General features: G+C 33.7%; 21 protein-coding genes. 17 read left to right on the top strand and 4 right to left on the bottom strand.

Features of this window, described 5'->3' with window-relative positions:
* The first annotated feature begins 239 nt into the window (after positions 1-239).
* The 7 genes from IGI43_RS08180 to IGI43_RS08150 all read left to right on the top strand — a co-directional run bounded on the left by IGI43_RS08180 (position 240) and on the right by IGI43_RS08150 (position 8,644).
* A complete protein-coding gene (locus IGI43_RS08180; protein WP_438757319.1) occupies positions 240-758 on the top strand; it encodes a hypothetical protein in 519 nt (172 codons plus the stop codon).
* A 472-nt stretch (positions 759-1,230) separates the two neighbouring features.
* Entirely contained in the window at positions 1,231-1,710 is a 480-nt protein-coding gene (locus IGI43_RS08175) for a hypothetical protein (protein WP_438757318.1), read from the top strand.
* A 38-nt stretch (positions 1,711-1,748) separates the two neighbouring features.
* The gene (locus tag IGI43_RS08170; protein ID WP_438757317.1) at positions 1,749-2,405 is read left to right on the top strand and encodes a hypothetical protein; all 657 of its coding nucleotides are present in this window, start codon (positions 1,749-1,751) and stop codon (positions 2,403-2,405) included.
* Positions 2,406-2,738: 333 nt separating this feature from the next.
* Complete coding sequence (locus IGI43_RS08165) at positions 2,739-4,922, top strand: glycoside hydrolase domain-containing protein (RefSeq protein ID WP_438757316.1); 2,184 nt, start codon at positions 2,739-2,741, stop codon at positions 4,920-4,922.
* Positions 4,923-5,068: 146 nt separating this feature from the next.
* A complete protein-coding gene (locus IGI43_RS08160) occupies positions 5,069-6,799 on the top strand; it encodes an IS1182 family transposase (RefSeq protein WP_438757315.1) in 1,731 nt (576 codons plus the stop codon).
* Between the two features lie 713 nt (positions 6,800-7,512).
* Positions 7,513-8,091 (top strand): histidine phosphatase family protein, encoded by a 579-nt coding sequence (locus IGI43_RS08155; protein WP_438757314.1) that lies wholly within the window; start codon positions 7,513-7,515, stop codon positions 8,089-8,091.
* A 382-nt stretch (positions 8,092-8,473) separates the two neighbouring features.
* Positions 8,474-8,644 (top strand): hypothetical protein, encoded by a 171-nt coding sequence (locus IGI43_RS08150; RefSeq protein ID WP_438757313.1) that lies wholly within the window; start codon positions 8,474-8,476, stop codon positions 8,642-8,644.
* A gap of 270 nt (positions 8,645-8,914) precedes the next feature.
* Here IGI43_RS08150 and IGI43_RS08145 read toward each other — a convergent pair whose 3' ends face one another.
* The gene (locus IGI43_RS08145) at positions 8,915-9,457 is read right to left on the bottom strand and encodes a hypothetical protein (RefSeq protein ID WP_438757311.1); all 543 of its coding nucleotides are present in this window, start codon (positions 9,455-9,457) and stop codon (positions 8,915-8,917) included.
* Between the two features lie 179 nt (positions 9,458-9,636).
* Here IGI43_RS08145 and IGI43_RS08140 point away from each other — a divergent pair, with 179 nt between their 5' ends.
* A complete protein-coding gene (locus IGI43_RS08140) occupies positions 9,637-10,260 on the top strand; it encodes a histidine phosphatase family protein (protein WP_438757310.1) in 624 nt (207 codons plus the stop codon).
* 504 nt (positions 10,261-10,764) lie between these two features.
* Here the strand turns inward: IGI43_RS08140 and IGI43_RS08135 are convergent.
* Positions 10,765-11,277 (bottom strand): DUF6933 domain-containing protein, encoded by a 513-nt coding sequence (locus IGI43_RS08135; RefSeq protein ID WP_438757309.1) that lies wholly within the window; start codon positions 11,275-11,277, stop codon positions 10,765-10,767.
* A gap of 233 nt (positions 11,278-11,510) precedes the next feature.
* Between IGI43_RS08135 and IGI43_RS08130 the strand changes: the two genes are divergently transcribed.
* The 3 genes from IGI43_RS08130 (at position 11,511) to IGI43_RS08120 (ending at position 13,895) form a co-directional block, all read left to right on the top strand.
* Positions 11,511-11,990 (top strand): hypothetical protein, encoded by a 480-nt coding sequence (locus tag IGI43_RS08130; RefSeq protein ID WP_438757307.1) that lies wholly within the window; start codon positions 11,511-11,513, stop codon positions 11,988-11,990.
* Positions 11,991-12,340: 350 nt separating this feature from the next.
* Entirely contained in the window at positions 12,341-12,496 is a 156-nt protein-coding gene (locus IGI43_RS08125) for an LPXTG cell wall anchor domain-containing protein (protein WP_438757306.1), read from the top strand.
* A 343-nt stretch (positions 12,497-12,839) separates the two neighbouring features.
* Positions 12,840-13,895 carry a hypothetical protein gene (locus IGI43_RS08120; protein ID WP_438757305.1) on the top strand — a complete coding sequence of 352 codons (1,056 nt, stop codon included), beginning with the start codon at positions 12,840-12,842 and terminating at the stop codon, positions 13,893-13,895.
* Between the two features lie 259 nt (positions 13,896-14,154).
* Here IGI43_RS08120 and IGI43_RS08115 read toward each other — a convergent pair whose 3' ends face one another.
* Positions 14,155-14,682, bottom strand: a complete 528-nt coding sequence (locus IGI43_RS08115; RefSeq protein ID WP_438757304.1) for a LysM peptidoglycan-binding domain-containing protein — start codon at positions 14,680-14,682, stop codon at positions 14,155-14,157.
* A 304-nt stretch (positions 14,683-14,986) separates the two neighbouring features.
* On the opposite strand from IGI43_RS08115, the gene IGI43_RS08110 reads away from it, so the two are divergent.
* The 4 genes from IGI43_RS08110 to IGI43_RS08095 all read left to right on the top strand — a co-directional run bounded on the left by IGI43_RS08110 (position 14,987) and on the right by IGI43_RS08095 (position 20,175).
* Positions 14,987-16,423, top strand: coding sequence for a glycoside hydrolase family 1 protein (locus tag IGI43_RS08110; protein WP_438757303.1), 1,437 nt, complete (start codon positions 14,987-14,989; stop codon positions 16,421-16,423).
* 196 nt (positions 16,424-16,619) lie between these two features.
* Complete coding sequence (locus tag IGI43_RS08105) at positions 16,620-17,951, top strand: dihydrolipoyl dehydrogenase family protein (RefSeq protein ID WP_438757302.1); 1,332 nt, start codon at positions 16,620-16,622, stop codon at positions 17,949-17,951.
* Between the two features lie 275 nt (positions 17,952-18,226).
* The gene (locus IGI43_RS08100; RefSeq protein ID WP_438757301.1) at positions 18,227-19,480 is read left to right on the top strand and encodes an MFS transporter; all 1,254 of its coding nucleotides are present in this window, start codon (positions 18,227-18,229) and stop codon (positions 19,478-19,480) included.
* A gap of 221 nt (positions 19,481-19,701) precedes the next feature.
* Positions 19,702-20,175, top strand: coding sequence for a glutathione peroxidase (locus tag IGI43_RS08095; protein WP_438757300.1), 474 nt, complete (start codon positions 19,702-19,704; stop codon positions 20,173-20,175).
* Between the two features lie 137 nt (positions 20,176-20,312).
* Here the strand turns inward: IGI43_RS08095 and IGI43_RS08090 are convergent, their stop codons facing one another.
* Positions 20,313-20,399 (bottom strand): type I toxin-antitoxin system Fst family toxin, encoded by an 87-nt coding sequence (locus tag IGI43_RS08090; protein ID WP_438758831.1) that lies wholly within the window; start codon positions 20,397-20,399, stop codon positions 20,313-20,315.
* A gap of 291 nt (positions 20,400-20,690) precedes the next feature.
* On the opposite strand from IGI43_RS08090, the gene kdpA reads away from it, so the two are divergent.
* Together kdpA and kdpB are read left to right on the top strand one after the other, a co-directional pair.
* On the top strand, positions 20,691-22,373 hold the full coding sequence (gene kdpA / locus IGI43_RS08085; protein WP_438757299.1) for a potassium-transporting ATPase subunit KdpA: 1,683 nt from the start codon (positions 20,691-20,693) through the stop codon (positions 22,371-22,373).
* Positions 22,374-22,392: 19 nt separating this feature from the next.
* Entirely contained in the window at positions 22,393-24,453 is a 2,061-nt protein-coding gene (gene kdpB, locus IGI43_RS08080; RefSeq protein ID WP_438757298.1) for a potassium-transporting ATPase subunit KdpB, read from the top strand.
* The last annotated feature ends 105 nt before the right edge of the window (positions 24,454-24,558 follow it).

The following is a 24,558-nucleotide window of genomic DNA, read 5'->3' as shown; positions in this document are numbered from 1 at the left end:
AACATTAGTTGACAAAGAGCCAAAAAAGACCACTTTTGCTATTGACTAATCGTAAGAAATAACCGTCTACTTTTAGCCGAGTGCGGTTATCTTTTAGATAATTAAACAATGCTACCGTCTTAAACGGTTCTACATAAGAGGGATATGTTAGCGCATATCTCTCTTTTCGTCTTTATTATAGCATTTTTTCGCTTTGTTTATCAAGTTAATAGAATTTATGCTTTGGAAAGGAAAATAATATGATTAAGTATAGTAAAAGAAAAAAATTTAGAAGTCGAAATTATCTAATAGCTATAAAAAGAGAAAGATACAGCAAATTTGCAGATCCAGAAACTTATATTTATCCTGAAAGTGACTATAGACTTTCATGGGATAAATTTTTTTTATTAAGTGGACTAACAATAGAAAAAGGACAGGTTTTTCTAGATAAGTTCATTCACTATTATTTTCATTCTGGTTATTCTGTGGTTGACTTATTAGATAAAAGAAAATTTAATCCATATCAACAAGTAATAATTAGTTATCGTGAATTATCTATATTGAAAAGTCATTTTCCAACAAATTATACTAATTTTTTATTGAACTATCAATATCAGTTACTCCAACATAAATATAATATGTACGAAACTATTCCAACAAGAATTAAGAAAAGATTTATCCAATCCGTATATGAATTGACAGATACCTCTGTAGAAAGTATAGATAAATTTTATGAAGGTTATGGAAAATCATATAAAACACAAAACTTCCGTTTGTAAAAATAGGGTATAGTCAAAAGTAATCTTGTGCAGTTGCAACGAGATCACTTTTTTGTTGTAAATTATATGTGTAAATAATCAGAATCTTACATAAGTACGTTGAGTCAGGTTTTCAATGAAAGAAATTCTATAGGGTAAAAAAGTTTGAATAGAGTATAGGTATATTTTGCTATTGTTAGTAGTGGCTTAGGACTATTTTGTGAATGAAATTTAGGTGTAAAAAAAGTTGAGATATAGGTACATAAAAGGTATGACTTAAAAATAAAAAAGTTGACTTTATCTAGATATGCTTCTTTGTAATAACATAGGCAAATCTTTAACAAAAAAGTGTAAACAAACAATACATTAGCAGAAAAGAACATGAGAGTACTTTTTATAAGTCGCTATAAATCTACCAATTGTTTTTTAAATTGGCATATGGTATATTATATATTAATTAAAGTAGTGTAATTTGCAAAAGGAGATGTTCAATATGAAAGCCAAAATAGTAGGCGTATTAGTAGTTACTGTATCAGCGGTATTATTAGGAACAAGCTTTGTTTTTAGTAGAGACACTTCACAAACTAAAGATGCAGATAAAGCTAGTGCTACAGAGAATACAGTAACTGAAGATTCACATGTTGACTCAAGCTCAAAAAGTAATACCATAGAGGATGATTATATTGTTGATTTTGAAGATGCCGATGGAGAAAAACTTTATACTATTTTTAAAGACGCCAATGCTGCTGATATCATATCGTTGTTAGATCAATTTAATAAAGATTCGGATAGGGTGGTTGTAACTTCTGATGGAGAGGTCTTAAATGGAAAGTTTGGTATTAAAAATATAGGTTCTGACGAAAAAAATATAGATACTGCTACTGATCCTAATGGTATAACAGTCTATAATCTCAAAGCCCTGATTGAAGCTCATAAAGATGAAATAAATGAATTGGCTAATAAACATAGTTAATTTATTTGTATATGTTACTTAAAAAAGGAGAGTTATAAGTGAAAAAATTAATATTTGTTGTTTTATTTGGTTCAATGTTCTTTATTTCCAATAATAAAGTTGAGGCTGCTGAGTACAAAGATCCAGTAAAAGTAGCTAAAGTATCAGCAGAGGGTGCTGCTTTCAATGGTCTAAAAGACACTGATAAAGTTGTGGAATTGGAAGATGGTACATTTTTACATGGGAAAGCTACTATTGGAATGTTGGGTGCTAACAGAGATGAAATGATCACTGTTGATAGCGAAACAGCACCAAATGCTGTGACAGTTGAAGCTGCCAAAGAGATATTATCGGAAAATGAAGGTGAAAGTAACTTCAATCAAATGCTTAGAGGTGTTTCTTGGTCATTTAATTATAAAAGTATGCCTTACGGAGCTAGTGTGAATGGTCATTTTTCAAGAAGCGTTGGATGGAACTCGTTAAATACAGTCTACCAATCTACAGGAGGAGGACCATATTTAAGATATTATTCAGGTTATGATTCTGCGATGGTGGGCACTGCACAACAAGCTACACGAACTTTTTCAGGAAGCCTATCAGGAAATTTTTTATCTGCTGATACATACAGATATTTTCCTGGAATAAATACTATGTATACTCACTATTCAAGTTCAAATGTGCAACATCAAGGCTTTCAAATAGCAAATATTGACTAATTGAAATATTAAATTATATTTTTAGATTTTTATAGAAGAAACATTCAATATGAAGTAGAAGCAAGCAATGTATTATCTACCCAAAAGGAGCCAAAAAGATGGGAATCTTTTTGGCTTTTTTATCGTGCAGTTTACTAAATCCGCTATCAGAAATTTGAGCATAAAAAAGATATTGTAAGGAGAGTATTTATCTAAAAATTTACAATTCCACTATTCTTTTTATTGGGAGATTTTGGGGAGAGAATCAACAGGTTAGATGATATTGTTCTTGTTATACTCAAATTATATTATTGCGCAGTGATATAAAAATTATAACAAGAAAGAAGGATATATATGGATCAAATGGTTTTTGAAACACAAAAATGGTTAAATAAAACTTATTCTTTTGAAACTGGTATGGTACCTCAAGATGGTAAAACTGGATGGCGTACAATTTATGCTTTAAGAAGAGCATTGCAACAAGAGATGGGGATCACAGCGACCTCTGATAATTTTGGACCCACAACGGAAAGATATTTTAAAGAAAAGGTAGAGCCTACATTTAAAGATGGTGGCAATCCTAAAAAAAATATTGTTAAAATTTTACAAGGTGGATTTTGGTGCAAAGGAATCAATCCTGGAGTTAGTGGTACAGAAGCACTAGATGGTGTCTATACTAAATTTACTAAACAAGCTGTTCAAGAGTTTCAAAAAATGGCTGGTTTAAGTCCGGATGGCTATTTAACAGCAATGTTAATGAAAGCATTATTGGATATGAGTGCCTTTGCCTTATTAGGTGATGTCAATATTCGTTTAATGCAACAAGAACTAAATAAAAAGTATAACAAATACTTTGGACTACTTCCTTGTGATGGAATCTACCAACGAGAAACAAATGAGGCGTTAATTTACGCTCTTCAGGCAGAGCTTGGTATGGGACCTGAAACAGCAAATGGTTATTATGGACCAGGGACTACAGCTCAAACACCAACTTTGGTAGAAGGCAATAGTGGAAACTTTGTTAAAATCTTGCAGTGGGCATTGTATGTAAACGGATTCAATGAAGCTGGAAATTTTGATGGTAGATTTACGGCTAGTCTAGGTGAAGAAGTCTATTCTTTCAGATATTTTATGAAATTGCCACCCTATAATAAGGTGGCGGATATGACGGTAATCAAGGGATTACTTTCAAGTGCTGGTAATACAAACAGATCAGCTTCGGCATGTGATATGGCCACACAGTTGACAAAGCAGCAAGCACAAGTCATTAAAAATAATGGATTTTCAATTGTAGGGAGATACTTAACTGGTAGTGTAGGAGTTGGTGCCAACAAGCGAGATAAGAATCTGACCTTGACCGAAATTAAAAATATCACGGATTCAGGATTAAATATTTTTCCTATTTATCAGGATGGAGGATGGGAAGAGTCATATTTTAGCAGCGGACAAGGGAACTATGATGGTTCAATTGCTTTTCGAACAGCTTTTTCTTTAGGGTTTCCGGCAGGAACTACCATATATTTTGCAGTTGATGTAGATATTCAGGACGGTGACATTCAGGGAACAGTTATTCCTTATATCAATAAAGTAAAAGAAGCAATCGATGCACATGGAATGTATAAAGTTGGTATTTACGGAACTAGAAATGTATGTCAGAAAGCTGTAGATTCAGGTGCAGTAACTAACTGTTTTGTTTCAGATATGTCTACTGGTTTTAGTGGTAATTTAGGGTTTTCGATGCCCAAAGAATGGGCATTTGATCAGTTTTATGAACATAGTAACCTAGGATTTCCAATTGATAACGTCGCAGTATCTGGAAGAGATTTTGGAACAAAATACTTTAACACACCGACTGAAAGTGTAGTTCAATATCATGCGACACAGCTTTTAAAAAAATTAAAGTGGGATATGTTTATAAAAGATGTCGATTTTAGTTTAGATAAGGAATACCATATTAAGCCAGCACCATTGGTCGATATTTATTTTAAAGCAGAGGCTTCATGGAAAGTAGTCAACAACAAAGCTGGATACTCTATTATTGTATCTAATGGAAAAGTTGAGAAAATTAAATATTCTGATCCTTTACAAGCAGAATTAAACAAATACAACAATATTTTAGAACTTCAAGGAAACAATCAAATTGATGAAATTATAAATGGGTTAGCACCTACAATTGGAAATGGAGTTGTTGAGACAGGGGTCTGCGCTCGTAATGGTAAAATTGGCTTGAAGCTTATTATAAAAAAAGAAGTAGAAGAATCTGTTGGGAGACGTACTATTAAATCTGAACTATCATTAACAGCTGAAATATATTTAACGGCATTATCACCTTCGCCAATTCCGGATCCCAAGTATAAGGAAATACATGATGATATTGTTGATGTAAACGGTGTGGGTTCATTTGATTATACTCTAATTATATATGGAGTAGGAGCTGTTTCATTAGTAGCAGCTGGATTTTTATTAGTAGCAACACTGCCAGCCCAAGTGCTTGGAGGATTAGCTGCAACATTTTTAGTAATGCTAACACAGCTTTAAAGTTTAAGAGCTTGGGACGTAAGTACTAACGAAAAATCCAGATACCAGTCAAATTGATTGGCATCTGGATTGTTTTTTTGTACAAAAATAAGAACACCTTTGCTAAAATAAAAGTGACTAAACAAATAAGTCAGCGAGGTGTTCTTATGTTTAAAAATTATACCACAAATCAAGTCGTTCTTCCTCTAGATTTTAGTTTTCAGTTAGAAAAAAACGATATTGCGTTTGTCATTGATCAATTAGTTGAAAGTATTCCGGAGGAACGCTTTCTTCCTTTTCATCATCAAATGGGGCCTTCTTCTTATCATCCGAAAATGATGATGAAGATGATTTTATGTGCCTACACACAATCTGTATTTTCTGGTCGCAAGATTGAAGCCTTGACGAAAGACAGTATTCGCATGATGTGGCTTACTCAAAGTTATCAACCTAGTTATCGAACCATCAATCGTTTTCGAGTGAATCCTTTAGTGAATGCACTCCTTCGGGAGTGCTTCGTCCAGTTCCGTAGCCAATTAGTCAAGGAACAATTAATCGATGAAGAAGCCATTTTTATCGATGGTACAAAGATTGAAGCCAACGCCAATAAATACACCTTTGTTTGGAGAAAATCCATTGATAACTTTAATAAAAAGCTTACTGAAAAATCAAATTTTCTCTACGATGAATTGTTAAAGAATCAAATTATTCCTGAAATTGAGCGAGAGTCCTCAAAAGAATTATCTGTCACTGAATTAGGTAAGATTGAAGAAAATCTCGCGCATGTTGTCGAAAAGTTTACAGAAAAAATCGAACAAGCAGAGGATGGAATTACGCGCAAATCAATCCGTTCTAAACGAAAAATTCCTAAAAAATTAAGGACACTTTTCAAGGACTTTAAAGAGCGAAAACTCGCTTATCAAAAACATAGACAGATTTTAGGGCAACGAAACAGTTACTCTAGAACTGATCTAGATGCCACTTTTATGCGCATGAAAGACGATCATATGAAAAATGGTCAGTTGAAAGCAGGTTATAATCTTCAAATCGCCACGAACAGTCAGTATATTTTAGGCTATGATCTTTTCTCAAATCCAACAGATACACGAACATTGCGCCCTTTTTTAACCACTTTAAAAGAGCGTTTCTTTGATCTGCCAAACTATATTGTCGCAGATGCCGGCTATGGAGGAGAAGAAAACTATCAAGCGGTTTTAGAGGATCACGAGCGAACACCACTCATCACTTATGCCATGTACCATAAAGAACAGAAGAAAAAGTTTAAACAAAATCCGTTCCTTCCAGCAAACTGGTCGTATCAGGAATTAGATGATACGTTTCTTTGTCCAAACGGACGAAAAATGAATTTTCGAAACTATTCTATTCGTACAGATAAATATGGCTTTAAACGTTATTTAAAACGGTATGAATGTGAAGACTGCTCGAATTGTCCTCTTCGAAGCCAGTGTACAAAAGCGAAGAGTGACAAGAATCGTGAGATTCAAAAGAACATGAATTGGGAATACTTTAAAGCAAGAATTCAACAGCTGCTTTCAGAAGAAGAAACAGGTAAACTCTATCGTCAACGAAAAATTGACGTCGAACCAGCTTTCGGACATTTGAAGGCTTGTTTAGGGTTCACTCGGTTCTCTGTTCGAGGGAAACAACAGGCACACAATGAAATTGGATTCGCGTTAATCGCAGTAAATTTAAGGAAATATAGGCTAAGTAAGCTAGAAAACATGAAGGATTCTCCCAATAATCTAAAAAATAAAAGACTGAAAATCATTTTTTACGATTTTCGGTCTTTTATTTTAAGGTTTTTGGGACTTACGTCCCAAGCTCTTTTTAAATCATTAGATAGGCAAATATTGAGAATAAGCATAAGCAGAATGTAAGCATATATAAGGATATTACTAATTTTTTTAGATTATTATCTATTGTAATAAATATTGACTGTGGAATTGTTGTTACTGAAGGTGCTGAATGACCCGAATCATTCTCAGACGAATAGTTATTAAAATGGTAACTTATTGCATTTAATTTTCTGTAAAAAGTGAAATAAACAGATAAACATAAAAACATAAGAGCATCCGAGATCAAAAATATGCTTATATTAAATCTGTTTAAAAGCATAATAATATTTAACACGAACAAAAGGATAGCAAATACTTTAAATACTTTAGAAAGTATGTAATTTCTTTTGAATTGAATTAAAGAATTACTCAAAATAAGTAAGTTGTTTTTTTGTCTCTCCTGAATTAACTTTTTTGAAGTAATAGAAAAAGTTTCAGCATAGAACTTAAAAACAGAATTCCTATTTTGTACTAATTTAAAGAAAAATAAAAATGTGAAAGTGAGTGTGACTACAAAAAACGTTAGTATAGAAAAAAATATTAAATTTGTCAATGAGATGCCTCCTGAATTTTACATTTAGTTTATTTTAGTATAGTACGATGTACATGTCAAAAATTTAATTGAGAATATAAAAGTTAAAGAAAGTAAGAATTAAGGTATAATATTATTGAGAATGTAAATAATTTAATAGATAAAAACCATTAGTAATAGAAGTAAAAATACAAATATAAAATGAAGGATAGGTATAAGGAGTATGAAAACACTATATTTGATGAGACATGGGCAAACACTATTTAATGTGTTGGGCAAAATTCAAGGAGCAAGTGATTCGCCTTTGACTGAGCAAGGAATAAATCAAGCTCAGATTGCTAGGGATTACTTTTTAGATTATGATATTATTTTTGATCATGTGTATTCGTCGACACAAGAAAGAGCGGTTGATACTGCAGAAATAGTATGTGACTACAAAAGTGTTATACGGTTAAAAGGAGTCAAAGAATGGAACTTCGGTTTATTTGAGAGTGAAAGTGAAGAATTAAATCCTAAAATAAAAGCAGGTGAGACCTCATATGGAGACTTTTTTGTAGATTACGCCGGAGAATCTAGTGAACAAGTACAAAACAGAATGAATGCTACTCTTGTTGAGGTTATGGAAAAGGAATGTCATCATAATGTACTATGTGTTAGTCATGGAGGTTCTATGTATCGATTTATTCAGAAATGGCTATCTCAAGAGCAAATTAAAACAATCAAATTTTCTAACTGCTGTATTTTGAAGTTTGAGTATTCAGAGGGCATATTTAAATTTAAGGAATCAATTAGCCAAGACTAGTAGGAGTTCCCAAAAAGGATTGTAAAGGAGAATAAAGTATGTCAATGAAAAAAATAAAAGTGATAAAGGTAATACGATTGCTATTACTTTCCTTCTATATTTACTATATGTTTAACAGTTCTGAATTTAATACTAGTCATCGTAACAGCTATATACTAGTCAATACGATGTTGTTTTTATGCGGATTGGGATTGACTCTTACTCTGCCAAAAGAATATCAGAGTGGCAATACATTTCTAAAAAGGAAATATATGTGGTTTGAAGTTGGTTTAGAAATAGTTGTCATGTTTGGTCTTTCATGGCTATTGTGTCAATTTTAATAAAAAATAGTTTTTTAATTTCAAAATTTGGATAAAACACAAAATTTCCTAAAAAGGATGGTATGAATGCAACATTTAGCAAATTCAAAACTAAGGAAAAAGCACTAGCCTATTTAGAAGCAGAAGAATACGAAATGGAAGAAGCTTTCGATTCAGATGGTTACGTTCAATACTCACAAGATTTACATACAGCTTATTTAATAAATTCAAGAAACATTGAGACAAAAGACTAAACGGGATACCCAAAAAGGATCAAAAATAAACCAAATGCATGAAATGTTAACACTTTGCTTTTTTTGTAAAAACGTCAACATGTCCAGACTCTCAAAGAAAATCAGTAGGCAGAGTAACATAAAACGAAAAGAAGTGATAGTCGATTCAAGGACTTTCTATAATAAAAGAATATGATTCAACGAAAGTAGAATCAGCTCGGAGAGTCCGGGTAAAGCTTCAGAACAACATAAAAAGGAGATAGCTGTTGAGCTTTCTCCTTCTCTATACTATTATAATTTGAAATTGATATTGCCAAAATTGGATGATTCACCAGCTGACGTATCATATATATCAGACGAATAACCGATCTTAAATTTCATAGGTACAATTGAAAGATTGGTGAGTTGGAATGTCTCCGTCCCTTTACCTTCATCGAAATCCATAGTATCTACAAACGTTAAATCTGTATATGTTTCATGGACATAGTTGTCTTTGTTGTCTAGCATATAGTCAACTGTGTAAGTGTCCTGATTAGGATGCGTGTAATAAGTTTTTAACGAATAAAAATCGTTGTTTGGATTATCTGCTTTAAACTTAAAGATCATCATTGTCGTATAAGAATTCTGGTCTAATTTATAACAAAAGGTGGGTATTTTAAATTCAATCTGTTCTCCAGGATCTAATTCAATTTCACGGATTATTTTAGATGTTCGAGGAGTTTTACCAAAAACCTCCTGTGTTAAGTTGTTTGTTTCTTCTGCAGTAACTGAACTAGCTCCTACAAACAAGCCAAAGACTGATAGACATGCAACCAAAAATAATTTCTTTTTCATATTAAACACTCCTTTAATTAGTAATTTAATCCTAACATAAAGATTCTTTAATAGCAATTTAAAAATAAATCTTCGTACTAAAAAAAAAATTAAAGTTTCAAATTAAAATAAATGATTTTAAGCTATTTTAATATTAAAATTTTTTTTCAGTAAATAAATTACTTTAAAAAAATTAAATAATGAAGCTATTAAAAGATAAGAAAATTTTTTTACTAAGACATGGGGAAACAGAGTATAACAAACTAGGTAAGTATCAAGGCATTCTCGATTCTCCACTAACAGAGGTAGGTGTAAGACAGGTAAGGGAAAATGCTATGTTGCTTAAGCGCAAGTTGGATATCGAAAAAGAAGAAAATTCTATAAAATTTTATTCAAGCCCTTTAGGACGAGCAAAAGCAAGTGCTGAAATTATTAGGACTGAGTTAGGACTAACAAATGCTAATATTACATTTGATAATGACTTAGAGGAAGTAAACATAGGTTCTTGGAATGGTAAAAATGTTCAAGAGGTAAGAAACAATGAGCCCGATGTGGATGCGTTCAATTGGTACTTTTGTTCACCCGATGGAGAAAACTATACAGAAGTAATAAAAAGATGCAAAAGTTGGATTAATACTGTTGAGCAAGCAAAAGAAGAAACGATTATTGTTATGTCTCATGGCTTATTAGGGAGAGTATTGAGAGGGTGCCTAGTAGGTTTGGACTATAAAGAATCAATATATTTAGATGTTCCACAGAAAGGTTTTTTTGAAATTCATAATCATAGAATGTCCTATATTACAGATGATTTTGAAGTTCAATAAAAATCCTTTGTTTTCTCAAAAAGGATGGATCAAATAGTTAGGTGAGGATGTTTTTATGGAAAAGTTTATAAGTAAATTACTAAAATATAAATATTTCTTTTTTGGGTGGATTGTAAGTGTTCTCAGTTTGATTTTAAGTATGGGGTTTAATATTAGATGGAACTTTTTAAACTTGATATCGATGTTAGCATACTTAGTTCAATTAATTGTTATAGGTTACAACGCCATTAAGTCGGGGGAAATTAGAATAAGAGATATTCTTTACCCTGTTCTTATAGTCGGTAGTTTATATGGGTTATACATTCTTGTTAGTTATTTGACTTATAAGTTCAGTTTATAGTGTCCCAAAAAGGGTGAGAAGGAGTAGTTGACATGGAAAATTTAATTGAAGCAATTGTAAATTTTTATGATTCCGTTTTTTTTGCATTGTTTAGTAAAAAGAAAAAGTAATTTGTGTCAAAAAAGATAAAATTAAAGTTGAAGAGCCGAATAAGCTATAAAAAACTATAGCTTATCCAACTCTTTTTTTACAACATCCGTACTAAATGAATATTCAGGAGTCATACTACGGTAAGGTGTTCTAGCAAGAAATTCCATTTCAGAAGGCTGTAATTTTGAATCCAAATCAATATTTTCTGGATAAGATTTTAACAGCTGAATCATATTGTTATTGATACTAATAACAGAACGATTGAAAGCATATGAAATTTCTATTCTACCAGCTTTTAGAAAATATTTTTTTATTTGATAAGATTTATCAGTGCTGTAACCAAAAACATGTTCAATGCCTTCCTTAATATAAGTAGGAAGGTGTTGTTTGTTTTTTGCATTAATATCAGCTAGAACAATCGGAGAAAAAGATAAGTCATTAACCAATACTAAAATTTTCTTCCTATCTAAAGTGAAGTAATTAGCATGCCAAGAAAAGAAAGAACGTTCATTCGAACTTGACGTATTTGTTGATACTGAAAAATCGTTAAATAATGGTAATGCTTTCTTAGTGGGTACAATAATCATGAGTATGCTCCTTACAATATAATAATAACTATATTATAGCATACAAAAAGTGGCGTATTGATTTAAATTCAATACATGTTTTATAAGGTGAATTTATTTATGCTATTTTTTTATTTTAAAACAATCGTTTTAAAGGTAAGAAGAATTATTTTTTAACTATCATTTTGATATGTACTTATAAGGATCAGAAATGGTATAATTGAAGGAATGAATTTAAATAAAGGAGTAAACGAATGATGAAAGAAAATTTAAAGGTTGCAAAGCAAGAAATGAAGGAAAAAACGAGACCCTATCAAACGTATGGGTATTATTTAGCTATACCTATAGTCTATATAGTGATATTTGTACTGTCTTTCCTAGATGTTAATCTGAGTAACGTCGGAATGATTCTTTTTGTCTTTACTATTCTTGCAAATATTGGCGCAAGTAAACTAAAATTGATATCTAAAAGAAAGTATGTTGCACCAATACTAATTTATGTAGTCAATGCTTTAGGAATAGTATTTTTAGTTCCAATATTTGTAGAAATTGCCAGTGGTGGAACAGGAGATGCTACTTTAGGGCTAATTGGCTTGATTGTCTTCCCAATTGAAATTATAGCAATTATTTTCTTTTTTATTACTGCAAACGACATAAAAAAAGCCTATCCTATGATGGCACAAGATTCAAAAGATGCTCGTGAAGCGTATTTAACTTTGAAAAAGAATAGATAAATTAAAGTTAAGACTATGGATCTGAATCTAAAAACTACTATTCAGATTTGAATAGCGGCTAAAGTAAAAAGTGTGAGTAGTCCACAAAGTTATGCTAGATAAGAGTTTAGGGTAGAGATTTTTCTCTATCCTATTTTATTACTTAAAAATGCTCGTTCATAAAATATCTAAGACAAATAATATGCTGAATCCTATTTACTTAACCAGATGACCGTTAAAAATAGTTGCTCAGTAGATTCTTTTATCAATTATTTTTAATATTTTAGATAAAAATGAGAATATATAGATATGTTATTGTGATAAAATTAAGTTTCTTATAGTTCTTAGGATAAGGTAGGTGGGAATTAAGAATGAAAAATTATATTCTTTTATTAACAGTAGGGGTTCTGTTGGCTTCGAATGCTCCTAGAGATGAAACAGGAGAGCAAAGCAATAGTCTTTTATTTACTTTAGGCATGTTAGTACATTCAAGTTTATTTATTTTCACACGTAAAAAAAATATCTAAAATAATAGTATCGTGTCTAATTCAGCAATGGATATCTATAATTACTAATTAAATGAATTCTGTTCATTGCAATACTAGCACATAATTTAATTATTTGAACTGTATAAAAATAAGTTTTTTGTTTATTCAAAAAAATTAATAGAACGAGGCTAGAACATCACTCTACGAGTCACCCTAGCCTTAAGGAATCCGAATAACCGGTGGGAGTAAAAGCAACGCCTTCGGGCATAGGTTGACATTCACAAAAAATTAAAGAACAATTTTCGTGAATTCTCTCTTATTTCTCGAAGTTAAATGCTTCTGTCCCAACCTCTAGTAAATAAAAAACAAGAAGGAGAAACAAATGAACAAAAAGATAATCCCTCTACTACTAACATTATTCTTAGTTAGCGCATGTAAACCGGATGAACCTAGGAATAAAAACAATGCAGCATCTACAGAAAAATCGGAAGCTCCTATAGAAGCTTCGACAGGTGCGACTGCTGTGACAGCTAATTCATCAAAAGAAAGTGATGCTCCAGTAGAGACTGTTTTAGGAGAATTTTCTAAAAATAATCATACTTATTCTTTTGATGTTGTAACTGGTGCAACGAATGGTGCGTATGAGGGAACAGCTTATACTGGAAAAGAAAAACAAGAAAAAATGTATTGGTCAGGCCGACCAGAACTTGGCGAAATTATCGGCGATTATTATCATGAAGAATATGAATTTGATGGTGGATATGTCGCTAGTTTGGATGTAGTAAAGAAAGATGATCAATTGATTGCCATTGAGTTTGATGAAAAAGGACCAGACAATTATTATTCTGCTGATTGGGCAGGTGAAACAAAAAGATTATCAGGGTACGCAGATTTTCAAGCAGCAAACAATCGAACAGATATTACGTTAGTAACCATTGTTAATGCGATGACTTTTCTTGAACATCAAATGTTGGAACAAAATTCTTTAACAGGAGATTTTTATTCTGTTAGAGGGTCGTCTAACAGCGTTAGAAATGGATACATTCCTGCTGCAAACAAACTATCAGAGAGAATAGCAAATGAGTCAAAGGAAAAATATTACGGATTGACGAAGGAATTAGGCGAAGGATTATATGGACGTTTAATTATTATTAAAGATAAAGACACAAATAAAATAATAGACGCCAAATATGACGAGTATTTCGCAGACACACAAGAAGAGATCAACGATGCCGACTTAAAACAATACTCTCGTCAAAGTAAATACCAATCACGTACGTATTCTGAAGAAAGTAATCAAAATTTCAAAAAGCTAGCGGATGAACTGCAAAAAGAAATTCTTAACAAACAAACTCTAAAAATTGATAGAACAGATAGTTCACTACAAAAAAATTATTCTCAATTTATTGATGATATGAATAATATGCTTACAAAATAGATTGAGCTCTTTAAAAATTGAAGACTAATAAAAATAAAACAGAGAAAGGGTAAGTTTTCACCTACTTTCTCTGTTTTATTTAGAAACGTAGTAGCTATTAAAACAATTAGAAATCTTTTTGAGTGATCTGAATAAAACCTTAATAAATAATAGACCTACAACTCACATTTGTTTTTATTCTATTTGTATGAGGCGTTTAATACCTCATATAGATTTTTGTTGTAACATTTAGATAAAACTATGTAGGGGAAAGAGTGATCTATTGCAATGATAATACTTGTCCAATATAAACAGTTGAATCAGTTAAACTATTTTTTGTCATTAAATCTTGAAGAGACAGGTTGTTTTTCTCAGCAATCGCAGACAGTGTATCGCCAGACTGAACGGTATAAGTAGTTGCTGCATGGGCCGTTGTAGGTTCTGTAGCATCCTCATTATTCTCTGATGAAGGAGTTGTTTGTACTGCTTGTTTAGAACTCTCTATAGTCGAACTGGTATCGTTTGAGCTACTTATTTTAGTAGAACTTTCACTGATAGAATCATTTTGTTTTGTGCTATCTGTTGAAGTTGCACTATTGTTAGTCTTTTTTTCTTTATCAAGTAAACTGACTTGCTTTTCGATATTCTCCAATCGTGTTTCTTGTTTAGAAGTTGCTTGGACATTTAAAAATAACAATATAGCTAATACAAAGGTGTTTATTATTAATAATAAAATAACGATTAAGATTGTTTTATTTGATGTGGATGTTGGACGTTGTTGTTTTCGACGTGAATATTCTTCTTCCAAAAAATCTCGCTCCTTTCATACTAAATTTATAATAAAAACACTATACTATAAGGTGATATTAGTATAGCACAATGTTAGGTAACACTCAAAGAGGAAAAAAACTTGATTATATTATCAAGTTTTTATTTTGAGAAAAAGAAAATAAAAAAACATGTGAATTAAAAAATAATTCTATTTATGAACAAATAATTTTTTAACATGTTTTGAGTAATTGTTTTTAAAACAATTATATAGATAAATAGTAGTACAAATCTTTTTTTTAAGCTTATAATAGAGAAAGATAATAAAAATGGAGGTAAATAGGATGGAGCATAAACAATTAGATCAATTTCCAGAAGATTTTTTATGGGGCAGCGCATCAGCTGCCTATCAAGTTGAAGGGGCTTGGAATGAAGAGGGGAAAGGGGTTTCTGTCTGGGATGAATTTGTCCGAATTCCCGGCAAGACATTCAAAGGGACGAATGGCGATGTAGCAGTTGATCATTATCACCGTTATAAAGAAGACGTTGCTTTAATGAAAGAACAAGGATTGAAAGCGTACCGTTTTTCAATAGCGTGGACGCGTATTTTTCCTAATGGTCGTGGTGAGATCAATCAAGCGGGCTTACAATTTTATATCGATTTAGTGGATGAACTCATCAAGAATCAAATTGAACCGTTAGTAACGCTTTATCATTGGGACTTACCTCAAGCACTTCAAGACGAATATCAGGGATGGGAATCGCGAAAAATTGTTGAAGATTTTACAAATTATGCACAAGTGCTATTTGAAGCATTCCGAGGGAAAGTGAAATACTGGATCAGCTTGAATGAACAAAATATCTTTATCAGTCATGGCTACTTGATGGCATCTCATCCGCCAGCTGTGAGCGATCCTAAACGAATGTACCAAGCGAATCACTATGCTAACCTTGCCAATGCATCGGTCATAAAAAAATTCCATGAACTAAATATGCCAGGCTCTATTGGGCCAAGTTTTGCATACGGTCCTAATTACTCACTTAATAGTGATCCCAAAAATATTTTAGCAGCGGAAGATTCAGAGGATTTAAATGCTCATTTTTGGATGGATGTTTATTTATTCGGAAAATACCCGATTTCAGCGTTAAAAATGCTAAAAGAACAAGGGTTAGCCCCGACCATAGAGGATGGTGACGAAGAACTTTTAGCAGCAGGCAAACCTGATTTTCTTGGAATCAATTATTATCAAACCAATACAGTTGTTTTTAATCCACTAGATGGTGTCGGCTTAGGAAAAATGAACACGACAGGAGAAAAAGGTTCATCAGAAGAATCTGGACTTCCTGGAGTCTTTAAACGTGTAGAAAATCCCTTTGTTGAACGGACAAATTGGGATTGGGAAATTGATCCAGAAGGGCTGCGTATCGGTCTTAGAAGAATTACCAGTCGTTATCGAATTCCTGTCTTGATTACAGAAAACGGACTTGGAGAGTATGATAAAATAACGAAGGATAACGAAATTCACGATGATTATCGTATCAACTATTTAAATGATCATGTTCATGCAATCAGAGAAGCAATAACGGATGGTGTTGAAGTATTAGGCTATTGTACATGGTCGTATACCGATTTACTTAGTTGGTTGAATGGGTATCAAAAACGTTATGGATTTGTTTATGTTGATCAAGATGAAAATCAAGATGGCAGTCTAAAACGTTATAAAAAGGATAGTTTCTACTGGTACCAAAAAGTCATTCAGGAAAATGGACGCAATGTGTAAAATGTTGATTCAAAATAAATATATGTAGAAAACTAAAAAATCGTTTAATGGTCTGGATTGTTGACATTAAGCGATTTTTTTAGGTCCTATCATATGCACTTTTTCTAAACGCTTGCTATAATAAACCCGTATTGTTTATATGAAACTAATTATTTATAGAACTTGAATAAGTTAAAAAATGAAGGAGGATATCCCAATGGAAAGATTCGATGTGATCATTATTGGCAGTGGTCCAGGTGGAATGGCTGCGGCGTATGATTTAGTGGCAGAAGGAAAAAAAGTTGCTGTGGTAGAAGCTGATTTGTGGGGAGGAACATGTCCCAACCGAGGTTGTGATCCTAAAAAAGTTCTTTATGGTGCTGTTGAAGCTAGAGACAACGTGGTGCAACTAAAAAATAAAGGCTTTGATGCGCGACCTGAAATCAATTGGCGTGATTTAATGGCGTTCAAAGAAACCTTTACTCAGCCTGTACCGATTGAACAAAAATCGGGATTAATAAGTTCAGGGATTCAAACAATCACAGGATTTGCCTCTTTCAAAGACAAGCATACGATCACCGTAGAAAATAAAGAGTATCAATCGGATGCATTTATTATAGCTACTGGACAACGACCAGCTATTTTAGATATTCCTGGAAAAGAAAATTTTGATACGAGTACTGATTTTTTAAATATGAAAGAGTTACCTAAAAAAATTGCTTTTGTCGGCGGTGGTTATATTTCTCTTGAACTTGCCAATATTGCTGCAAGTTGTGGGAGTGAAGTTCATTTACTCCATCATAATGATCGGCCTTTAAAAGGGTTTGATGAAGCGCTGACTAAAGAGTTGATTGAAAATCTTTCACTTCGAGGGATTCATTTTCATTTTAACGAATCGGCTGAAGGTCTTACTAAAAAAAGTGAGCAAATTGAAATTACTTTAACAAGTCAAGGAACGTTATTCGTTGATCGTGTCTTTTGTGCAACGGGTCGTATTCCGAATGTTGAGGGCTTAGATTTGGAAAAAATTGGAGTCGATTATACGCATAAAGGAATCAGAGTAAATGAGTTTTTGCAAACCGCGGTCGAATCAATCTACGCATTAGGTGATTGCCTAGAAAAAAATGAGCCTAAATTAACACCAGTTTCCAGTTTTGAAGGTCAATACTTGGCTAAAATTCTTAGCGGAAAAACACAAGAAACCATTAAATATCCGGCCTTACCGACTATTATTTTTAGTTCACCTAAACTGGCACAAGTTGGTTTAACAGAGCTTGTCACTTTGGAAAATGGAAGCTATCAGGTTGAAGTATTAGATTTATCTCAATGGTTTACTTATAAGCATCTTAATGAGCCTCTGGTAAAAGCCAAGATCGTTACAGAAAAAGAAACAGGATTATTAGTTGGAGCAACAGTCTTAGGCAATGAAGCAGACCAGTTGATCAATTTGTTTACTCTGATGGTCAACCAAAAATTACCAGCTGATAAAGTGAACGAAATGATTATGCTTTATCCAACAGTCTCAAGTGATTTGAGTTATCTTTTCTAAAAACAAGAGGCCAGGACATATCTCGCAGAGTGATGTCCTGGCCTCTTGTTTAATTATTTATACGACAAAAAATTAACAGTTGACTTGTAGTTAAGTGTGAGCAATAATAGGATAATTAATTAACCAGTAAAGCAGTGTAAGTAAAAAAAACAATTGATAAATAGAATTTATCGATTACATGAAAATAAAGCATTAGATATTATGGACAATTCTTCTTAAACTATAGATAGTGAAAAGATGAGCAAAGTCAATTTTAAATAGCTAGGAGAATGGCAATGGAGACAACGAAAAAAAACTACACCCCTTTGATCGGCTCTTTATATACGAATTTTATATTTCAAGGTATGGCGGCAATTATTTTATCTCAAAATCTTAATGCTTTAATGGATAGTTGGCAAGCAACTGTCCAGCAAGTGACATTGGTTATTAGTGGTATTGGTTTAGGACGCGTGCTGATTTTGTATTTTGCTGGGTATTCTTCAGATAAATTTGGACGTAAGAAAACAGTACAGTTGGGAATTATTAGTTACTTGATCTTTTTTCTAGGAATTTTAATAAGTCAAAATTATTTACAAGGGCTCTTTTTCGCTTTGTTTGCAGGATTTAGTAATGCTTTTTTAGATACAAGTACCTATCCTACATTGATGGAAGCTTATCCTGACGAAAAAGATAACAGTTCTCTTAGTGTTTTGAATAAAGCGTTTATTTCTTTAGGGCAATTTATTTTACCTTTGCTAACACGTTTTATGTTGAATCATGGAATCTACTTTGGCCTTGTTTTTATCGGTTGCGCTTTAGGCTTATTTCTTAATCTGCTCTACATTTCGAAACTTGGGTTTCCAGAAAGAGCAGAGATACAAGAAGATGCACCACAAGTTAAAGAAGAAATGACGAAGAAAAGAAAGCAACCACTATTTAAAGTTGAAGGGCTGGCATTGTTGGTTTTCAGTTTTACGTGTGTATCGACGTTCAATATTTTTATTTTGTGGGTTCCCTCTTTTGCAGAGTCATTGCATCTTATGAATCACTCCAATAGTTTGGTGTTGGTCAGTGCTTATAGTATCGGTTCATTTGCATCAGTATTTTTAACGTCATTGATCGTAAAACGGGGTGTTGCACCGACATTGTTACTTATTTGGTGTACGTTGATTTCATTATTTTTACTGATTGGAATGACATTATTTCCAAGTGTGCCGATGTTTTTGATTGGCTCGATCGGTATCGGTGTTTTTGCAGCAGGTGGAATCTGGCAATTGGGATTAGCAGTACTGTTAGAGTTATTTTCAAAAGGGAAAGGGCGGATAACCAGTTACTATTCGATTGCAACGTCGGTGTCTGTAATGATTATACCGTATATTACAGGCCAACTAGAAAAAATCGATGTTTCACTGATTTTTGGATTGAATATCATGTTGACCGCGATTGGTGTTATTGCGGCAGTAATCATTCGTTACCGATATAAAAAAATAATGAATGAATGGCATGAAATCGATACAGAAGTAGCTGAACTAAAAGGAATCGTTGAATAAAAGAAAGGTTAGTTAAAATTAGATCCAGATAGAAGTTGATACAGAAGCGTTTATTCGGATTCCTTAAGGCTAGGACATAAGCTCGTAGAGTTATGTCTTAGCTTCTATCTTTTATTTAGAAATTTTTTTGATCCGTGACTAGTAAAGCTTATTTCCTTGACGAAAAACACCCAACTAGCTACTATTTAATTAAGACAGATAACTGGAGAGGAAGTAGTAAAATGAGTATTTATGATTATCAAGTAAAAACGACAAATGATGAAATCGTTTCATTAGAAAAGTATCGAGGAAAAGTACTCCTGATCGTAAATACAGCGACAGGTTGCGGTTTTACACCTCAGTATGAAGGATTAGAAGCCTTATATAAAAAGTATCGTGAACAAGGCTTAGAAATTTTAGACTTTCCTTGTAATCAATTTGGACATCAAGCGCCTGGAACCAATCAAGAAATCAGTGATTTTTGTCAGATGACGTATCAAACGACGTTTCAGACATTCGGGAAAATCGATGTGAATGGGGAAAATGCTGATCCGTTGTATGATTTTTTGAAAGGTGAAAAAGGCGGACTTTTAGGGGGCGCGATCAAATGGAACTTTACTAAGTTTTTAGTCGATCGTGATGGTAATGTAGTAAAACGTTTTGCGCCCACTGTTGAGCCAGAAAAAATTGCTGGGGATATTGAGAAATTTTTGTAAGAAATAATTTTTTTGTTCTTGATATCAATAATCATCTCATGGTATAATGAATTTGCTATGCAAGAACATAAAGAGTAAGCCCCTGGAGAATGGTACTCTCCAGGGGCTTTTTTTGGCTAATGTCGCCATATCTACTGTTACTTCTTATATTTTTTATTCAGCCAATACTCAAATAACGAGACTAAAATTCCAACAAGAAGCGGACAGATTAACGCTACGAACATAAAGAGGACACCTCCATCCAGTCGCAAGACTGTAAGATAGGCGACAAAGTAAAATACGCAAAGTTAAGAGTGAATATTTTTTTGCGGATGTTTTAAATTGAAATGAAAGCCCTTACTAGTGTAAAGATGGTATAAAGACCTAATACAAACTTTAACACTATCTTTATATGAAATTTGATATCCTAAATCCATCAAGTGAAGGAGAGGAATTTCGATGACGATTATTACTGGAATTATCGCAGGAACACTGCTTATTTATCTATTTTACCAACTATTTTGGGGGGATCAACAGTGAGTGCAATTATTATCCAACAAGCTATTTTTTTCATCGTCTTACTCGGTTTAGCCGTTCCGCTCGGTTTTTATATCCATAAAGTGATGACTAATCAAAAAACGTTTATGACAAAAATCGTTAGCCCAATCGAAACGAAGATCTATCAATTTTTAGGAGCATCAGCGCAAAAAGAGATGACTGCTAAACAGTATGCCTTGAGCATTTTATTTTTTAGTTTCTTTTCGTTCATTCTTTTGATGACAATGCTTTTAGGGCAAGGATTTCTACCATTGAATCCAGAAAAACTTCCTGGGACTAGCTTTTCATTAGCCTTTAACACAGCAGCAAGTTTTGTTACTAATACAAACTGGCAAGCCTATGCTGGAGAAGATATGCTATCGATCTTTACACAAGCCTTTGGACTAACCGTGCAAAACTTTGTTTCAGCAGCTGTCGGGATTGCGGTATTGTTTGTTTTACTTCGTGGATTCACAAATCGGACAACAAAACAAATCGGCAATTTTTGGCAAGATTTAACGAAAATTATTCTCTATATTTTATTACCGATTTCTTTTGTCGTTTCCTTATTATTGATTTCTCAAGGCGTGGTTCAAACATTCGCCAGTTCAGTTGAAACAACTAGTTTGGAATTAGGACAAAAAATCTTTTTGCCATTGGGAACAGTGGCCAGTCAAGTCGCAATCAAACAATTAGGTACAAATGGCGGTGGCTATTTTGGCGCAAACTCTGCACATCCGTTTGAAAATCCTAATTTGATCAGTAACTTTATCGAAAATAGTGCAATCCTCTTAATTCCAGCAGCCTTGATCGTGGCCTTTGGTCTATTTGTGAAAAATTGGAAACAAGGCAGAACGATCATGATCGTGTCACTTGGCTTTTTAATCGCAGCATTGATCGGTGTAACGTTAAGTGAATATTACGGACCACAGTTCAATCATGTGATCGGTCAAATGAACATGGAAGGAAAAGAAACGCGATTTGGTATTGGTTGGTCCAGTCTTTGGGCTGTTAGTACGACTGCTGCTTCTAATGGTTCCATCAATGCAATGCTTGATAGCTTTACACCACTCGGCGGATTGATCCCAATGTTCTTGATGCAGTTGGGCGAAATCATCTTTGGCGGTGCAGGTAGTGGTCTTTACGGAATGATCGTTTTCATCTTACTAGCTATTTTTATTGCTGGTTTGCTAGTCGGAAGAACACCAGAATATTTAGGTAAAAAAATTGAACCTTTCGATATGAAAATGGCCTGTCTAGTCATCTTAACACCGCTGCTATTGACTTTGATCGGCACAATGTTGTTCATTTTGAATCCTCAAGCCATGTCTTGGTTGACCAATCAAGGACCGCACGGATTTTCTGAAATTCTCTATGCTTTTTCTTCATTAGCAAATAACAACGGAAGTGCTTTTGCAGGATTAACTACGGACACGGCATTCTTGAATATACTGGGCGGAATCATCATGATTCTTTCTCGCTTTATTCCGATGTTAGCTGTGATTTACCTTGCTTCCAATTTAGGGAAAAAGAAAATCGTAGCAACTGGATCTGGAACACTTTCAACGACAAATGCAACATTTGTAACGATGCTGATCATTGTGATTTTAGTGATTGGCGCGTTAAGCTTCTTGCCATCTATGGCATTAGGACCAATCGCAGAACACTTTATGACAAAATAAAGTAAAGAAGGGGAACAAAGTGAAAAATACACAAAATAAATATGCTGTTTATATAGATGCGTTCAACTCATCCTTTAAAAAACTTGCACCAATGATTCAACTAAAAAATCCAGTCATGTTAGTGGTTTATCTAGGAGCGATTTTAACAACGATTCTTTATTTTCTAACATTTGTAGGTTACACAGATGCAGAACCGTTCTTTATTTTAGCAATCGCGGTCATTTTGTGGGTAACGATTTTATTCGCTAACTTTGCCGAAGCCATTGCCGAAGGTCGTGGGAAAGCGCAAGCAGAAAGCTTAAAACAAGCGAAGAAAGATGTTGTCGCGCACAAGGTAGCTTCAATAGAAGAAGCAAATATAAAAAAATTCACGGAAATAAAATCATCAGAATTAAAAAAAGGGGATCTTGTTTATGTAGCAGCTAATGAACAAATTCCAATGGACGGGGATGTAATCGACGGTGCGGCTTCGGTGGACGAAAGTGCCATCACAGGAGAATCTGCACCAGTGATTCGGGAATCTGGTGGTGACCGTAGTGCTGTAACTGGCGGAACAACAGTTGTTTCTGACTATCTAGTCATCCAAGTGACTGCTGAAAATGGGGAATCTTTCTTAGATAAAATGATTTCCATGGTAGAAGGAACGGAACGGAAAAAAACACCAAATGAAATTGGGTTACAAATTATTTTGATTATGCTAACAATCATTTTCTTAGTTGTTTCAGCAACTTTATTGCCTTTTACCAAATTTTCAAGTGAACTTGTCGGTAACGGCTCTGCATTAGCTTTAACAACGATTATTGCATTATTAGTTTGTCTAGCACCAACGACGATCGGCGCATTAGTTTCTTCTATCGGGATAGCTGGAATGAGTCGTTTAAACAAAGAAAACGTGATTGCAATGAGTGGACGCGCAATTGAAGCTGCTGGTGATGTAGATATTTTGTTATTAGACAAAACAGGAACGATCACGTTAGGCAATCGCCGAGCAAGTGAATTTATCCCGGTTGTAGGTATAAGCGAATATGACTTAGCAGATGCTGCTCAACTCTCTTCTTTAGCAGATGAAACAGCAGAAGGTCGTAGTATCGTTATTTTGGCTAAAGAAAAATTTGATATCCGCGGCCGTGAATTAAATCATATGGAAGTCGAATTTATCGAATTTACCGCAAAAACTCGAATGAGTGGCATCAATTACCAAGGAGACGAAATTCGCAAAGGCGCGGCCGACACGATGAAAAAATATGTGGAGGAAATGGGGAATCTTTATCCAGAAGAATGTGATACGATCGTTCAACGTGTTGCCAATGAAGGAGGAACACCACTCGTTGTAGTCAAAAACAATCAAGTGTTTGGTGTGATTTACTTAAAAGATATCGTCAAAAATGGCGTGAAAGAAAAATTTGAAGATATGCGTAAAATGGGCATCAAAACGATCATGATCACAGGAGATAATCCGATGACCGCAGCCGCAATTGCTGCTGAAGCAGGCGTGGATGATTTTTTGGCAGAAGCAACGCCAGAAAATAAAATGAGCTTGATTCGTGACTATCAAGAAAAAGGACACTTAGTTGCAATGACAGGTGATGGGACAAATGATGCACCGGCATTAGCACAAGCAGATGTTGCTGTAGCAATGAATACTGGAACGCAAGCAGCGAAAGAAGCAGGAAATATGATCGATTTAGATTCTAGCCCAACCAAATTGATCAGTATCGTCAAAATAGGGAAACAATTATTGATGACCCGCGGCGCTTTGACGACATTTAGTATCGCCAATGATATTGCCAAATATTTTGCGATCATTCCAGTATTGTTTTTCAGTATCTATCCAGCATTAGATGCGTTGAACATCATGAAGCTAACTAGCCCAACTACTGCGATTTTATCTGCGATCATCTATAATGCTGTTGTCATCGTAGCATTGATTCCGTTGGCGTTAAAAGGTGTTTCGTACAAAGAAAAACCAGCTAGCAAAATCTTGAGCCACAATTTACTTGTCTATGGATTAGGCGGTGTTATAGCACCTTTTATCGCCATCAAGTTGATCGATATTATTTTGACTTTTGTGCTGTATTAAGCTTGTACTTTTGCACACAGAGAATAGAATGAACGGATATTGAAAAATACAAGATGTAGCGAAGCGGAACAGTGTTACCTTATTATATTTAGGTTCATAGGCTAG

The organism is Enterococcus sp. AZ126 (assembly GCF_051714545.1).
GTDB lineage: Bacteria > Bacillota > Bacilli > Lactobacillales > Enterococcaceae > Enterococcus_L.
The sequence above is the reverse complement of the archived record's forward strand: the minus strand, read 5'-3'. Positions and strand labels throughout refer to the sequence as shown.

Bases quoted from the DNA above. Each gene is read 5' to 3' on its own strand.
- IGI43_RS08110 (WP_438757303.1), top strand. From the start codon at position 14,987: ATGGAGCATAAACAATTAGATCAATTTCCAGAAGATTTTTTATGGGGC.
- IGI43_RS08135 (WP_438757309.1), bottom strand. From the start codon at position 11,277: ATGATTATTGTACCCACTAAGAAAGCATTACCATTATTTAACGATTTT.
- IGI43_RS08145 (WP_438757311.1), bottom strand. From the start codon at position 9,457: ATGAAAAAGAAATTATTTTTGGTTGCATGTCTATCAGTCTTTGGCTTG.
- IGI43_RS08090 (WP_438758831.1), bottom strand. From the start codon at position 20,399: ATGTTCGTAGCGTTAATCTGTCCGCTTCTTGTTGGAATTTTAGTCTCG.
- IGI43_RS08120 (WP_438757305.1), top strand. From the start codon at position 12,840: ATGAACAAAAAGATAATCCCTCTACTACTAACATTATTCTTAGTTAGC.
- IGI43_RS08165 (WP_438757316.1), top strand. From the start codon at position 2,739: ATGGATCAAATGGTTTTTGAAACACAAAAATGGTTAAATAAAACTTAT.
- IGI43_RS08155 (WP_438757314.1), top strand. From the start codon at position 7,513: ATGAAAACACTATATTTGATGAGACATGGGCAAACACTATTTAATGTG.
- IGI43_RS08175 (WP_438757318.1), top strand. From the start codon at position 1,231: ATGAAAGCCAAAATAGTAGGCGTATTAGTAGTTACTGTATCAGCGGTA.
- IGI43_RS08105 (WP_438757302.1), top strand. From the start codon at position 16,620: ATGGAAAGATTCGATGTGATCATTATTGGCAGTGGTCCAGGTGGAATG.
- IGI43_RS08160 (WP_438757315.1), top strand. From the start codon at position 5,069: ATGTTTAAAAATTATACCACAAATCAAGTCGTTCTTCCTCTAGATTTT.
- IGI43_RS08100 (WP_438757301.1), top strand. From the start codon at position 18,227: ATGGAGACAACGAAAAAAAACTACACCCCTTTGATCGGCTCTTTATAT.
- IGI43_RS08125 (WP_438757306.1), top strand. From the start codon at position 12,341: ATGAAAAATTATATTCTTTTATTAACAGTAGGGGTTCTGTTGGCTTCG.
- IGI43_RS08180 (WP_438757319.1), top strand. From the start codon at position 240: ATGATTAAGTATAGTAAAAGAAAAAAATTTAGAAGTCGAAATTATCTA.
- IGI43_RS08140 (WP_438757310.1), top strand. From the start codon at position 9,637: ATGAAGCTATTAAAAGATAAGAAAATTTTTTTACTAAGACATGGGGAA.
- IGI43_RS08150 (WP_438757313.1), top strand. From the start codon at position 8,474: ATGAATGCAACATTTAGCAAATTCAAAACTAAGGAAAAAGCACTAGCC.
- IGI43_RS08095 (WP_438757300.1), top strand. From the start codon at position 19,702: ATGAGTATTTATGATTATCAAGTAAAAACGACAAATGATGAAATCGTT.
- IGI43_RS08130 (WP_438757307.1), top strand. From the start codon at position 11,511: ATGATGAAAGAAAATTTAAAGGTTGCAAAGCAAGAAATGAAGGAAAAA.